This window comes from Novosphingobium sp. PASSN1, from assembly GCF_002278815.1.
In genome coordinates this window covers 115115-127965 of sequence record NZ_NKIS01000005.1, presented here as the reverse complement: position 1 = coordinate 127965, position 12851 = coordinate 115115, and the positions used below count along the sequence as shown (strand labels likewise).

Genomic DNA, 12851 nt, shown 5'->3' with positions numbered 1-12851 from the left:
GGCGATTCCCTGATGATGACGTGAAGCCGGCTCGCGCTGGCCAAGCAAATGCCTTCCGTCAACCGGGACGGTGGAAGTGCAGGGGTCTAAAGCAGGAAGTCGGCAGCGATGAGTGTGATGCCGGGCGTCAGGCGGATGTAGAAGTCCGCGCTGCCGTCTCCGTTCTGGTCACCGGCGAGGAAGGTGCCCGCTGCGCTCGCTTCGATGCGCAATTCCCCGGCGTGGTGCGTGAAGGCAGCCGTGCCGCGATAGGCAAAGGCCTGATCGCCCGAGACCAGCGCATTTGCATCCACCGCGCGCAGATCGATGCGGTCCTTTTCGGCATGGCTGAAGTCAGCGATGCTGTCTGCGGCGGACTTCGTCTTGCCATCGAGTATGGCGGTATCGTTGAACACGAACCAGTCTGCTCCTGCGCCGCCGGACAGGGTATCGATCCCGCTTCCCGGATTGAGCACATCATTGCCGCTGCCACCGGTCAGCGTGTCGCGCCCCGGCCCGCCCAGCAGCCGATCGTCTCCACCATAGCCCATCAGCGTATCGGCACCCCCATTGCCCGACAGCACGTTGTTTGCCCCGTTGCCGCGAAGGAGGTTTGCCAGCGAATTGCCGGTCGCATCGATGGCTGCGGTGCCGGTCAGCGTGAGGTTCTCGACGAATTGCCGGCCGTTCGGCTCAAGGCTGTACGTCACGCTGCTGAGGACGGTGTCCAAGCCGCCGGCATCGACACTGCTCGCGACTGTGACCGTCTCGTAGACCATGTCGCCAGCGTTATCGACACGGTAGGTATCACCGCCGCCGCCGCCAAGCATCAGGTCGGCTCCCGCCCTGCCATCGAGCAGGTTGGCAGCTGCATTCCCGAACAGTTGGTTGGCCAGCGCGTTGCCCGTGCCGGACAGCGGATCAAGCCCCGCCATCACCAGAATCTCGACGTTGTCGGCCAGCGTGAACGTGACGTTGGTGGTGACCTTGTCGGAGCCTTCGCCGGGCTTTTCGATCACCACGTCGAGCACGTTGTCAACGCGGTAGCCATCATCGCCGGCGCCGCCTGCCATGCGGTCTGCCCCCGTATCGCCGCGCAGGAAATCATTGCCGCCGCCGCCGATCAGGGTGTCGCTGCCCGAGCCGCCGTTGAGGATATTGCCCGCCTCGTTGCCAACGATGGTGTTGGCAAGGGCGTTGCCAACGCCGTTGATGGCGCCTGCACCCGCCTTGAGCGTGAGCTTCTCGACGTTGTCCGACAGGGTCCACGTGATGTCGGCAATTACCGCGTCGAAGCCTTGCCCTGCCTTTTCGGTGATCCGGTCCGATGCGGCATGGACCAGATACGTATCGTCGCCTGAGCCCCCGGTCAGGTCGTTGCGGCGCACTTGCGGCGTTGCGGTCGAGAGGTTGACCCTGACGTGGCCGGTCTTGACGAAACCACTGTCGCTCTGGTTTTCCACCAGCACGACATAGCGCCCGGCGGCCAGATCGGCGACGCTGAGGCCAAATCCGGGGTCATTGGTGGCAACCTGATTGCCATCTGCATCAAACAGCGTCAGCGAATAGCCTGCGGAGAGCGGCTGGCCATTGTCGCTTTCGATCAGGAGGTCGCCGCCCGCCAGCACGTCGAAGCTGTAGTAGGCGGGATCGGCTGCGAAGGATTGCTCGGTATAGGCCAGCACGGCCTGGGGCGAAGCGCCCGCGACTGCGCTGAATGCGGTGTCGATCGCGATCGCCGTCGCGCTATCGCGGCTCGTGGTCTCGACGATCGGCTCCGGTGCAGGGCCGCCTATGCCGGCATCGAGGATATCGTTGCCCGCGCCGCCATCGATCGCATCAGCACCGGCGCCGCCGTTGATGACGTTATCTGCGCTGTTGCCCAGCAGCCGGTCGTTGTTGTTGCCGCCGGTGATGTCGATCTGTTCGATCGCGGTGTAACTCGTTCCGATCGCGGCCAGCGTTCCGCTGGTTCCATCGGGCAAGGCGACATCGATGACCAACCCGAACCCGGTGAAATCGAGATGGAGCCGGTCGACCCCGCTGCCGCCGTCCACGGTCACGCCGCGTGCGGCGCTGAGCCGGTCGTTCCCGCCACCTCCATAGATCACGTCGCCGTAGCTGCCCGTGATCGTGTCGATGCCTTCGCCGCCATAGAGGCGGTCCTGCGCGATGCCGCCGGTAATGCGGTCATTGCCCGCATCACCGTAAAGGTCGCTCGCCCCGGCTCCGCCCCGGATCGTATCGTTGCCGCCGAGTCCGTGGATCGTCTGCGGTGCCGCCGTTGCATCGATGACGTTGTCACCAGCCGTGCCGTTGACTGAGAGCAGGTGGCTGAGGCGCACGGCGCCATTTTCCGCATCTTGCGGGGTGAGGCGCACTCCCGTGCCCAGATCGACCACGCCTGCGCCGTTGCTGAAGGTGACGCGGTCGCGGTAGATCGTGATCGTGGTCGAGCCGAATTCGATGATGGTATAGGCGTCAGCGCCAGCGACGATATCGGGATCCTTGATCGCCACGTAGAGGTCGTTGGCGGCGGGGTCGGAATAGCCCGCGTGGATAAAGGCTCCGGGAAACTTGCCGAGATCGGTTGCGTCGGTCGCTGCGGCCATAAACGCGATCTGGTCTGCCGTCGGCGCGCCGAACGAGACAAGGCCTTTGCCCCAGACGACGAAGGTCTGGAACACGCTGGAGAAGTCTCCATAGAGACCGGGCTTGACGGTGAAGGCCTCATCACCGCTGCCATCGGAGGCGAACACGATGTAGTCCACATCGCCGTGATCGACAGTGCCGTCCGGACCCGCCAGTGGATCAGCTAGATATTCCGCCCGGATCAACCACGTATTGTTATCGTCAACGGCCAGTCTGCGGCTGCGTGACATGTCGCTTTCCCCCGGGAAACCTAGCGTTTGCGCTTGCCAATTGGTGTGCCGTAACACAATCCGGCGCATGTAGGGTGCGTTTTGTCACTTTGCAGCGGGGCAGGTGACGGCCGAAGGGGGCGGGGTCTGAAGTACAGCGCGTTCATCAGCTATAACCACAAGGACAAGGGCTGGGCAGTCTGGCTGCACCGGGCGCTGGAACGCTATTCCATACCGCCCCGGCTGCGGGGGCGCGATTCCGCCTTCGGACCGCTGGGCAAGCGCCTGCCGCCGGTGTTTCGTGATCGCGACGAACTGGCCAGCGGCGCCGACCTTGCCGCAGCCGTGCGGCAAGGTCTGGAGGACGCGGCCTATCTGGTGGTGGTCTGTTCGCCCAATGGCGCACGCTCGCGCTGGGTGAACGAGGAAATCCGCGCCTTTATCGCGATGGGGCGGCGTGATCGGATCCGGCTGATCATCGTTGGCGGCGAGCCGATGTCGGACGATCCCGAACTCGCCGCGCTGCCGCCCGCGATCCTCGAAGGCGCGGAGAGCGAGCCGCTCGCCGCCGATGCGCGGCCCGGGCAGGACGGCAAGCAGGGGGCCAAGCTCAAGCTCCTGGCCGGCATTCTCGGCGTTCCTTATGACGAATTGCGCCAGCGCGAGGCGGCGCGGCGGCAGCAGCGCCTCGCGATCATCGCGGCAGCTTCCACCGTGGGCTTCGTGGTGACGACGGGCCTTGCCATCGCCGCCGTCATTGCGCGCCAACAGGCCGAGGAAGCGAGGCTGATCGCCGAACAGCGCACGATGACCGCAGAGCGCACGCTCTCGTTCGTGAAGGGCATGTTCCGTGTTTCCGATCCCTCGATCGCGCAAGGCGAGGGCGAGAAGATCACCGCGCGCGAAGTGGTCGATCGCGGTGCGCGGATGCTGGAAACCGGGCTGGAAAAGGAACCCGCCGCGCGCGCCGATCTGGGCGTGACGCTGGCCGAGGTCTACAACGCGCTCGGGCTCTATCAGCGCGGTTATGCGATTGTCGGCGCGACGCTGAAGTTCAGCCACGGCGAGGGCGACGTGCGCGTGCGCCAGTTGACGACGCTGGCCGAAACGCAAGTGCTGCTGGGCGATTATGCGCGCGCCGCTGAAAACTTTCGCCGCGCGCAGGGTCTGCTTGGCGCGCCCCGCGTTACGCCGTCGCTGCGCTCGCGCGTGCTGTTCGGGCTGGGCCAGCTGCAATCGGGCGATGGCGATGCGAAAGGGGCCGAGGGCTTGCTCAACGAAGCACTGGCGATCGACCGCAGCCTTGGCGATGAAGGGCGCGCCGATGTCGCCCGCGATCTGGAAGCGCTGGGCAACAACGCCGTCACGGTCAGGAACTATGCCCTTGCGCGCAAGCTGGCGACCGAGGCGCTGGCCATCCGCCTTGCGGTGGAGGGCGAGAACAGCCCGAGCGTGACCGACAACCGCAATTCGCTGGCCAGCATTGCCTATGCTTCGGGCGATCTCAAGGGCGCAGAGGCGGTCTACCGCGCCAATCTCGTCAAGGACGAGCGCGTGCTCGGGCCGAAGCATCCCGATATTGGCATCACGCTCAACAATCTGGCGCGGATGCTGATCGACCAGCGCCGCTTTGCCGAAGCCGTGCCGCTGCTGGAGCGCGCGATTGCCGTGGTCGAAGGGCAACGCGGGACGAAAGTGGACGATCTGGTGTTTTTCTATGGCAACCTCGGCATCGCGCGCAGCCAGACCGGGCGGCGGGCTGAGGCGGCAGAGCTGTTTGCCCGCGCAGCGCGGCTGGGGCGTGAGACCGATCATCCCATGCGCGGCCCGGTACTCACCGATGCCGCCGAAAGCGCCTGTGCGGGCGGTGATACCGCGCGCGGGCTGGCACTGGTGGCCGAGGCGGCCCCGGCCATTGCGCGCGATCATGCGGGCACGCCGTGGCGCAGCGGCTGGCTGGAGAACGTGCGCGGGGCCTGTCTGGCAAGGGCGGGCCAGCGCGCCGAAGGGGCGGCGCTGATTGCGCGCAGCCGCGCGGCGGTGACGCAGCGCTGGCCTGCGGGCACTTACATCGGCGTGGCGGAACGCGGGCACGAGGCGCTGGTGCGATGAGCGCAGCAGACCCTGCCGCTACATTGAACGCCGCGCGTGAGGCCTTGTCGCGCGGCGATGTGTTCAGCGCCTATGACCTCGCCACCGAAAGCGCCGAGCCGGACAGCGAGCTGGCCTATATCGAAGTGCGCGCGCTGGCGGGCATGGGGGACTGGCAGGGCGCGCTGCGGCGCTATGAGGAAGCGGGCGTCGGCGCGCGGGGCGATGTCGACAGCCTCGCACTGCGCGGCCGCATCCTCAAGGACGCAGCCTTTGCCGCGGCACCGGCGGAGCGCGCGGCGCGCTTTTCCGAAGCGGCGGCGACGTATGGCGCGGTCCATGCGGCCAAGAGCGACTTTTATTCCGCGATCAACGCCGCAGCGATGGCCGCGCTGGCGGGGGAGGGCGAACCAGCACGCCGCTATGCAGAGACGGCGCTGGCCGGTGCCCAAACCGCGCCCGAGCAGGACTACTGGGCGCTCGCCACCGCCGCCGAGGCGCTGCTGCTGCTGGGCCGGGGCGCTGAGGCTGAGGCGATGCTGCTGGCGGCAACCGGGCGCGCGAGCGCAACCGTGGCCGCCCGCGCCTCCACCTTCCGCCAGTTCACCGCGCTGCTGGCCAGCCCGGCCTGCGCGGGGCTGGCGGTTTCGCTCGATCCGATCCGGCCGCCGCGCAGTGCCGTGCTCACCGGGCATATGTTCCGTGAGGATGCGGCCGCCGAAGCGCGGATCGCTGACGAATTGCGTGCGGTGCTGGAGGCCGAGCGGATCGGGGCGATGTTCGGTCCGCTTGCCTGCGGGGCGGACATCGTGATCGCGGAAACCTGCCTTGCGCTGGGCATCGAGTTCCACGCGGTTCTGCCGTTTGCCGAAGAGGATTTTCTCGCGCTTTCGGTGCGGCCGGGCGGGCCGGGCTGGGAAGCGCGCTTTCAGCGCTGCCTTGCGGGCGCAGCGACCACGCACCGCGCTTCTGCCATGCGCTATGTCGGCGATGATACCCAGATCGCGTTCGGCAGCGAAGTGGCGATGGGCCTTGCCCGCTTGCGCGCGGCGCAGCTTGGCGGGGAAGCCGTGCAGATCGCTGTATGGGATGGGGCCTATGCGGGCGGGATTGCGGGGGCGGGCGCCGATGTGACGCGCTGGCGCGCCGGCGGCGGGCGGACTGTGGTGATCGATGGCGCGAACTTGCCCCGCGCGCGCGGCACGTTTGCGCCGGGGGTTGGCGCGGTGCCGGTGGAACGCGCGCTGCGGGTCATCGTGTTCACCGATTTCAAAGGCTTCTCGCGCCTGCCCGAACCGGTCATGCCCCAGTTCTGGAGCGATGTGATGGGGCGTTGCGCCGCCGTGCTGACCGCGCACCGGGCCGAGATCAAGTGCCTCAACACCTGGGGCGATGCGCTCTACCTGGCGCTCGATGATGTCCGCGCGGCGGCCACGGTGCTGTGCGGATTGCAGGATGCGCTCGCCGGTATCGACGCGGCGGCGCTCGGCCTGCCGCCGGGCAGCGGCATGCGCATCGCGGCGCACTATGGCTCGGTCTATGCCGTGGACGATCCGGTGACGGGCCTGCCCAACTATTATGGCACCGAAGTCTCGCGCGCGGCGCGGGTCGAGCCGATCACGCCGCCGGGGCAAGTCTACGTGACCGAGCCGATGGCGGCGGCGGTGGAGATGACCTGCCGCGATGCTTTCGCCTGCCGCTATGTCGGGCGGCTGGCGCTGGCCAAGGACTTCGGGGTGGAGCGGATTTACCGGCTCGAAAGAATCAGGGTTAATGACGCGTTTGTCATCAAGGACTCATGCGAATCGGCTACGCGCTGACCCTTAGCTGCTCCCGGTTCCTGCCGGGGCGCACGGGATTTGGGTGGCATGGGGCAGGTTTTTCAGGGCGCAGACATCACGGTTTTGCCGCAGGGCGATGCGCCGCAAACCCTGCCTGCGCCGCCCAAGAACCATCCCGTTCGGTCCATGACGTTCGGCGTTCTTCGCTTTGTGTCCGTGCTGATTGGTGCGGGCCTGCTGCTGCGCACAGCGTCGGCGGAATACGTGGTTTCGGCCCCGCAAGGGCCTAGCCAGTCGCCTGACAAGCTTGCGCCAGCGCGCATCACCATGCCCCAACCCGCGTTTGGCAGGGCCGCGTCACAGCCCGTTGTCGCGGCAGTTGCAAAGGTGCGGGTGGTCTCCATCCCAGCCGCAGCGGTGCATGCAGCTCCGGCGGCCCCGGGCCGGCAACGCGGGCCGCTGCCGGCGGCAGATGCTGCGCCAGCACTTGCGCCCGTTGCAGCTGCCCGGATCGCCGGGCATGCGACTTCCGCACCGGCGATCACGCCCCGCGTGCCCCAGCCCGATGCCGGTTTGCTGGCACCTGTGCGCATCGTGAGCGGTGCGCCGGTGGTGCGTGCTCCGGCTGGCCCCGCTGCCTCGGTGGTGGCACGCCCGGCAGAGCCGCAGCCCGTGCAGATCGTGCTGGCACCGCCGCCCATGCGTCCCGGTCCTCGGACAACGGCTTTGACGAGCGATGTCAGCGCGGAGATGCGTCGTCCTGCTTCGGCCTGGGATTATGCCGAAGCGCTGCCCCCCGAATTGACCGGTCGCGGCGCAGCGTCGCAAGGTCATGCGGCTGCGCAGCCGCAGATAGCGCCCAAGGCACCTGCCATGCGGCCTGAACCCTTCGCAGCCGCCGCGTCGGCCAGCCCGAACGCCCGGACAAGCGCTCCAATCACCGCAGATCGGGCTGCTGCGCCGCGTCCACTGGCATTGCTCGATGTCGCGCCCGCGCCGCGCCCGAAGGACAAGCCGCGCCGTGCGCCGATGGCCGAACGTCCCGCACGGTCGCAGTCGGCCCAATCCCCTGCGCGTGCCGCTGCCACGGCTGCGGCGCCGCCATTGCTCGCCGAAGATCGTCGCAATCGCCTGGTCGCTGCACCTTTCGCCATGCCCGCAGCGGATCAGCGGCGCAGCCGCAAAGAACGCGCGGTGCAGGACGATGCGGCGGCCGCCTTGCAGGAGGTCTCGCTGCAGGAACCGGGTTTCGGGCTGCCGTCAGACCCGGTCGCCACGGCTGACGGGACGGGCACCACCGGCACTTCCAGTCTGCGGGACCGGATGCCCCTTCCTGCGTTCTGAGCAGTGCGACCTGCTCTTGATGTCGGGATAAGTCGCTTTTCGGGTTGAATCGGCACAACAAGTGTGATTCTGTCCGTTTTGATGAAAAGGCGAAAGTCCCACCTCAAGCTGCCGCGCGAAAGCCTGACGCAGAGCTTTGCGTTGGTTGCGTTGCTGCTGCTCGGCTCGATCGCGCTGGCAGGGCCCAGCGGCGTGCTGGCGTGGACCGAAAATGCCCGCCTGCTCGAACAGCGCCAGGCCGAAGTGAAGCAGCTTCAGGCCGAGCGCGACCGGCTTCACAACCGCGTGAACCTGCTCGATCCGCGTCACGCTGATCCGGACCTCGTCGGCGAACTGCTGCGCTCCGATCTCAATGTGGCGCATCCGGACGAGATCGTCATCCAGCGTAAGTGACGCACGGCGCCGTACGGCGCGCAGCACCCCTGAAGGAGCAGACCTGAACATGACCGTCCATCATGGGCACGATGACGATGACTTTGCCGAAGATGGCAAGATTTCAGTGCCAGACGAGGTGCAGAATGCAATCCGCACCCTGATCCGTTGGTCGGGCGATGATCCGGAGCGTGAAGGCCTGCTCGATACGCCGCGCCGCGTGGCCCGCGCGTGGAAGGAATATTGCCAGGGCTATGCCGAGGATCCGGCGGCGCACCTTGCGCGCCAGTTCGAGGAAGTGGGCGGCTACAACGAGCTGGTGCTGCTGAAGGATATCCCGTTCCAGTCGCACTGTGAACACCACATGGCGCCGATCATCGGCAAGGCGGCCATCGCCTACCTGCCGCGCAACAAGGTGGTCGGCATTTCCAAGCTGGCGCGCGTGCTCAATGCTTATGCGCGGCGGCTGCAGATTCAGGAACGGCTGACGGCCGAAGTCGCCACCTGCATCTGGGACAACCTCAAGCCGCACGGCGTGGCGGTGGTGATCGAGGCGCAGCACGGCTGCATGACCGGGCGCGGCGTGCGCACCCCCGGCGTGGGCATGGTCACGAGCCGCATGATGGGTACGTTCCTGGAAGACAACCGCAGCCGCAAGGAAGTGCTCAGCCTGATGGGCTACTGAGCGCGGCCTGACCCTTGGGGGCAGGTTGCAGCAATAAATTATTACCAGCCGGACGTTCCCTGAACATCAGACAATGCTTATCTTGCAATCGGACCCGGAGAAAAGCCGGGCCGATGCAGGAGATGAAACCGATGAAGACTTGCGCGCTTGCCGCAGCGGCAGCGGCCCTGGCGATGTGCGCTCCGGCGCAGGCCGCTGAATACACGACCACGATCAATCACCCCGAAGGCCCCATCGCAGCCGACTATGCGGGCAAGCCCCGTGTCGCGATGCAGCAGGTCGGCGGTGTTGGCGCGGCCGGACGGCCCAGCTCGCTCAGCTGCCGGTGGACGGTTTCGCTGGCGGTTGAACGCCATGCCCGGCTCGGCTCGGGCCATCAGGCACGCCGCTCGCTTGTCCGTAGCGATGTGGTGAAGGGCTCCACTCCGGGCTGGTGCCCGGACCGTGAACATGGCGCAGAGCGTATCGCCGCCCGCCACCGCGATGAGATTCACGCCGCGCTGATGGCGCTGGTGGAGCAGGACCGCGCGGTGCTCCTCACCGAAGTTGACAGCATGCGCAAGGCCTCGCTTGGCGGCTGAGGCAGCCCTCGCGGCATCAAACAGGAATGTGGCGCTGGCCGGTGCGATGCTTGTCGCATCGGTCGGATTTGCCGCAACCGATCCAGCGCGCGCACAATCCTTCGATGCCGGGGCAGAGGCTGCGAGCAACGAGGTGCGCGCGGGGATCAGCTGGAGCGGCGGCAAGGCTTCCGCCTCCGCCGATGCGCGCGTCGATCTCGGCATAGCGGACGTTTCGCTGCGCATGGCAGCGCTGCGCGGCGCGGTGCGCCATGGCGGCGCGGACGTCGTGGCCGATATTGCGCTGGGGCGTGATTGGTCACTCGGCGCAGTCACCCTCCGCACCGAAGCGATTGGCCACGTGTTCGGCGGCGCGGCGCAGGGCCGGAATGAGGGCATGGATTATGGCGAACTGGCGCTGGGCGCGCGCTATGGCATCGGGCCGCTGCGCCTCTCCGCCACGGTCTGGTATGCGCCTTCCCAAAGCACCATCGGCGGCGACAATCTGCACTTGCGCGCAGCGGCAGACGCCGGTTTGCCGGGCCTGCCGATAACGCTGCTGGCGAGCGCCGGTTACACCACCGGTAGCGGCAACGCCCCGCGCGCGGCACGGCTGCGCCCGGACGGGGACTATGTTGATTGGAAACTGGGCGCGGAATACAGCCGCTATCCGCTGACCTTCGGGCTGGACTACACCGGCACCGACATCGCGGCGGACAGGGCCACCATTTCGCCCTTTGCCGATCCGGCGGGCGGTGCGGACCGGATCGTCGCGCGGGTACGCTTCAGCTTCTGAGGCGGCGCGGCCTGCTTATCCCGCCAACTGGCGCGTGAACAGACGCCGGATCAGCCACGGCTCCAGCAAACGGCCCAGCAGCCATAGCGCCGCGAAGATCCCGGCAAAGACATAGGCCGGGGTGGGGGAGAACTTGTCCTTCTCCTTGTCGCCGCCTGCCTTCTTGTCTTTCCCGTCCTTCTTCTCGTCCTTCGGCTTCTCGGGCGCAGGCGCGCCGAGGAACTTGTCGACGGGATTGAGCTGGATTTCGGCCTGCTTGTCCTTCTTTTTGTCCGCCTTGTCCTCGATCGGCGTCTTTTCCAGCGTGCCGAGCGCGGCGGTGAGCTGCCCCACGCCAAGGAACAGCAGCGGCGCGAGGAAGCAATAGAGCAGTGCGCGGCTGACGAGATGGTAGCGCAGTATCGCGCCATCGCCTGCTGCTTCGATCTGCATCGTGCCCGCATCGATCACCGCGAGTGGATCCTGCGCCAGCGGATCGTGCTTGGTCATGGTGAGGTGGTTGCCCATGCGCGCGTGGATCGTCCCGGCATGGGCGAACAGCGGATCGAGCTTGCCGAACGCCTCGTCCGCCGTCTGCCCGGCAGGCAGCGGGACTTCGCCGCGGATGTGCCAGATCCAGTCGATCATGCGCCAGAGCGAGCGGTGCGGGGCGGGCGGGGTGTGTGCGTGCTCGGCGCTGAAGGAGGAGGCCACGCCTTATTCCGCCGGAACCGCAGAGGGCGCATCATCAAAGAACCGTGCGCGGGTCGCGCGTTCCTTCCACGCCTTCCAGCCTTCGGTGAAAGGATAGAGCATCTGTTCGCGGATCGACATCCGGCGGCCGCCTTCCATGCCGAGCAGCTCCGCCTCGCCATCGATGCATGTGCCGAACATGCGGTCGATCAGGATGAAGGTGTTGGCATAGTTGCTGCGCGTCGATTCAAAGTCCTGCGAATGGTGCAGGCTGTGATGCTCGGTCGTGTTGAACATAAAGCGCCACCAGCGCGGCGTGTTGAAGCGCACGTTGATGTGCTGGTATGCGCCGACCGACATGCCGATGGCACCTGCCAGCAGAAACGCGCGCGGCAGGAAATCGAACAGCCCGCCGATGCCGAGGCCGATCAGGAACAGTTCGACCGGATTGCCCACCGCGCCTTTGTGGACGTTGAGCTGGGTGATGTAGTGGTGGACCGAATGCGGCAGCCACAGCGGATACCAGTTGTGCATCCCGCGGTGCATCCAGTATTGCCCGAAATCGAAGATGAACAGGATCAGGACCGCCTGCACCAGCAGCGGCAGGCTGGTGAACCACGCGAACTTTTCGAGATCCATGCCCTTCTGGATCGCCTCGATCGCCACGTCGCTGCCGATGTAGTTTTCAGCCAAGTTCACCAGTGTGGCCGATACGCCGACGTAGAACAGGTCGGTGGCCAGTTCTTTCCAGGTGATCTGCCAGCTTTTGTGGCGCGGGTTGGTCAGTTCGAGGATCTGCAGGATCACGCGAAAGCCGATGCCGATGCCGATCGCGGTCGAGGCCTTGGCAATGGAATTTGGCGCGTAATACCAGAACGCGATCATCCCGAAGAGCACGGCGGGCTGGAACAGGGTGAAGAACAGGCGCTTGAAGGTGCCGCCTTCCACTTTGGGGATGTTGTCCCACCCGATAGTGACCGGGGACTGGGTCCCGACGACGCGCTTACCGACTCGAATACCGTCCATCAACGCCCCCATTGTGCGGTGCAGCGAGGGGAGGATGGCAAATATTTGACAGTCGTCAAGCCCGCAAACGGGCAATTTCAGGGGTAGTTCATGCCGCAGGGAAGCGCCGTATGCGCTGCACTGCGGCATGAGTATTACGATTTATTACGTCACAGGTGCTCGAGCACATACTCGGCCGCAGAGACCTTGAAGTCGCCCGGGGCTTCGACGTGGAGCTGTTCGACGGTGCCATCGTTGATAACCATGGCAAAACGCTGGCCGCGCAGGCCAAGGCCGAAGCCGCTGCCGTCCATCGTCAGGCCGAGCGCCTTGGCGAAATCGCCATTGCCGTCCGCCAGCATGGTGACGTCGGCCGAACCTGACGCAGCACCCCATGCCTTCATCACGAAGGGATCGTTGACTGCGGTGCAGGCGATTTCGTCCACGCCCTTGGCGCGAATCTCGGCGGCCTTTTCCACGAAGCCGGGCAGGTGCTTGGCCGAGCAGGTGGGGGTGAAGGCGCCCGGCACCGAGAACAGCGCGACGCGCTTGCCGGCAAAGTATTCGGCGGACTGCACCGCATCGATGCCGTCGGCCGTGGCTTTCACCAGCTTCACGTCGGGCAGCTTGTCTCCAATCGCAATCGTCATGGGCAAATTCCTTCTGAAAATGGGCCAGTTTGTAATGGGCCTGTGTGAAACCGAT

At 66.3% G+C, this 12851-nt stretch carries 11 protein-coding genes; 7 read left to right on the top strand and 4 right to left on the bottom strand.

Annotation, left to right across the window (positions count from 1 at the left end; all coding sequences use genetic code 11):
• Nucleotides 1-86 precede the first annotated feature (86 nt).
• Complete coding sequence (locus CFE35_RS10340; RefSeq protein ID WP_292930517.1) at nt 87-2861, bottom strand: calcium-binding protein; 2775 nt, start codon at nt 2859-2861, stop codon at nt 87-89.
• A gap of 81 nt (nt 2862-2942) precedes the next feature.
• Here CFE35_RS10340 and CFE35_RS10335 point away from each other — a divergent pair, with 81 nt between their 5' ends.
• The 7 genes from CFE35_RS10335 (at nt 2943) to CFE35_RS10305 (ending at nt 10469) form a co-directional block, all read left to right on the top strand.
• A complete protein-coding gene (locus CFE35_RS10335; protein ID WP_292930516.1) occupies nt 2943-4952 on the top strand; it encodes a toll/interleukin-1 receptor domain-containing protein in 2010 nt (669 codons plus the stop codon).
• A complete protein-coding gene (locus CFE35_RS10330) occupies nt 4949-6751 on the top strand; it encodes an adenylate/guanylate cyclase domain-containing protein (protein ID WP_292930515.1) in 1803 nt (600 codons plus the stop codon). Before CFE35_RS10335 ends, CFE35_RS10330 begins: the two co-directional genes overlap by 4 nt.
• Nucleotides 6752-6799: 48 nt before the next feature.
• Nucleotides 6800-8056 (top strand): hypothetical protein, encoded by a 1257-nt coding sequence (locus CFE35_RS10325; RefSeq protein WP_292930514.1) that lies wholly within the window; start codon nt 6800-6802, stop codon nt 8054-8056.
• Between the two features lie 81 nt (nt 8057-8137).
• On the top strand, nt 8138-8449 hold the full coding sequence (locus CFE35_RS10320; RefSeq protein ID WP_292930513.1) for a septum formation initiator family protein: 312 nt from the start codon (nt 8138-8140) through the stop codon (nt 8447-8449).
• A gap of 49 nt (nt 8450-8498) precedes the next feature.
• Nucleotides 8499-9113 carry a GTP cyclohydrolase I FolE gene (gene folE, locus CFE35_RS10315; RefSeq protein ID WP_292930512.1) on the top strand — a complete coding sequence of 205 codons (615 nt, stop codon included), beginning with the start codon at nt 8499-8501 and terminating at the stop codon, nt 9111-9113.
• A 113-nt stretch (nt 9114-9226) separates the two neighbouring features.
• Complete coding sequence (locus CFE35_RS10310; protein WP_292930511.1) at nt 9227-9694, top strand: hypothetical protein; 468 nt, start codon at nt 9227-9229, stop codon at nt 9692-9694.
• Between the two features lie 46 nt (nt 9695-9740).
• On the top strand, nt 9741-10469 hold the full coding sequence (locus CFE35_RS10305; RefSeq protein WP_292930510.1) for a TorF family putative porin: 729 nt from the start codon (nt 9741-9743) through the stop codon (nt 10467-10469).
• Nucleotides 10470-10484: 15 nt separating this feature from the next.
• On the opposite strand, the gene CFE35_RS10300 is transcribed toward CFE35_RS10305, so the two are convergent.
• The 3 genes from CFE35_RS10300 to CFE35_RS10290 form a co-directional block, all read right to left on the bottom strand.
• Nucleotides 10485-11162 carry a hypothetical protein gene (locus CFE35_RS10300; RefSeq protein WP_292930509.1) on the bottom strand — a complete coding sequence of 226 codons (678 nt, stop codon included), beginning with the start codon at nt 11160-11162 and terminating at the stop codon, nt 10485-10487.
• A 3-nt stretch (nt 11163-11165) separates the two neighbouring features.
• Nucleotides 11166-12167, bottom strand: coding sequence for a sterol desaturase family protein (locus CFE35_RS10295; protein ID WP_292930508.1), 1002 nt, complete (start codon nt 12165-12167; stop codon nt 11166-11168).
• A 149-nt stretch (nt 12168-12316) separates the two neighbouring features.
• A complete protein-coding gene (locus CFE35_RS10290) occupies nt 12317-12796 on the bottom strand; it encodes a peroxiredoxin (RefSeq protein ID WP_292930507.1) in 480 nt (159 codons plus the stop codon).
• Between the last annotated feature and the right edge of the window lie 55 nt (nt 12797-12851).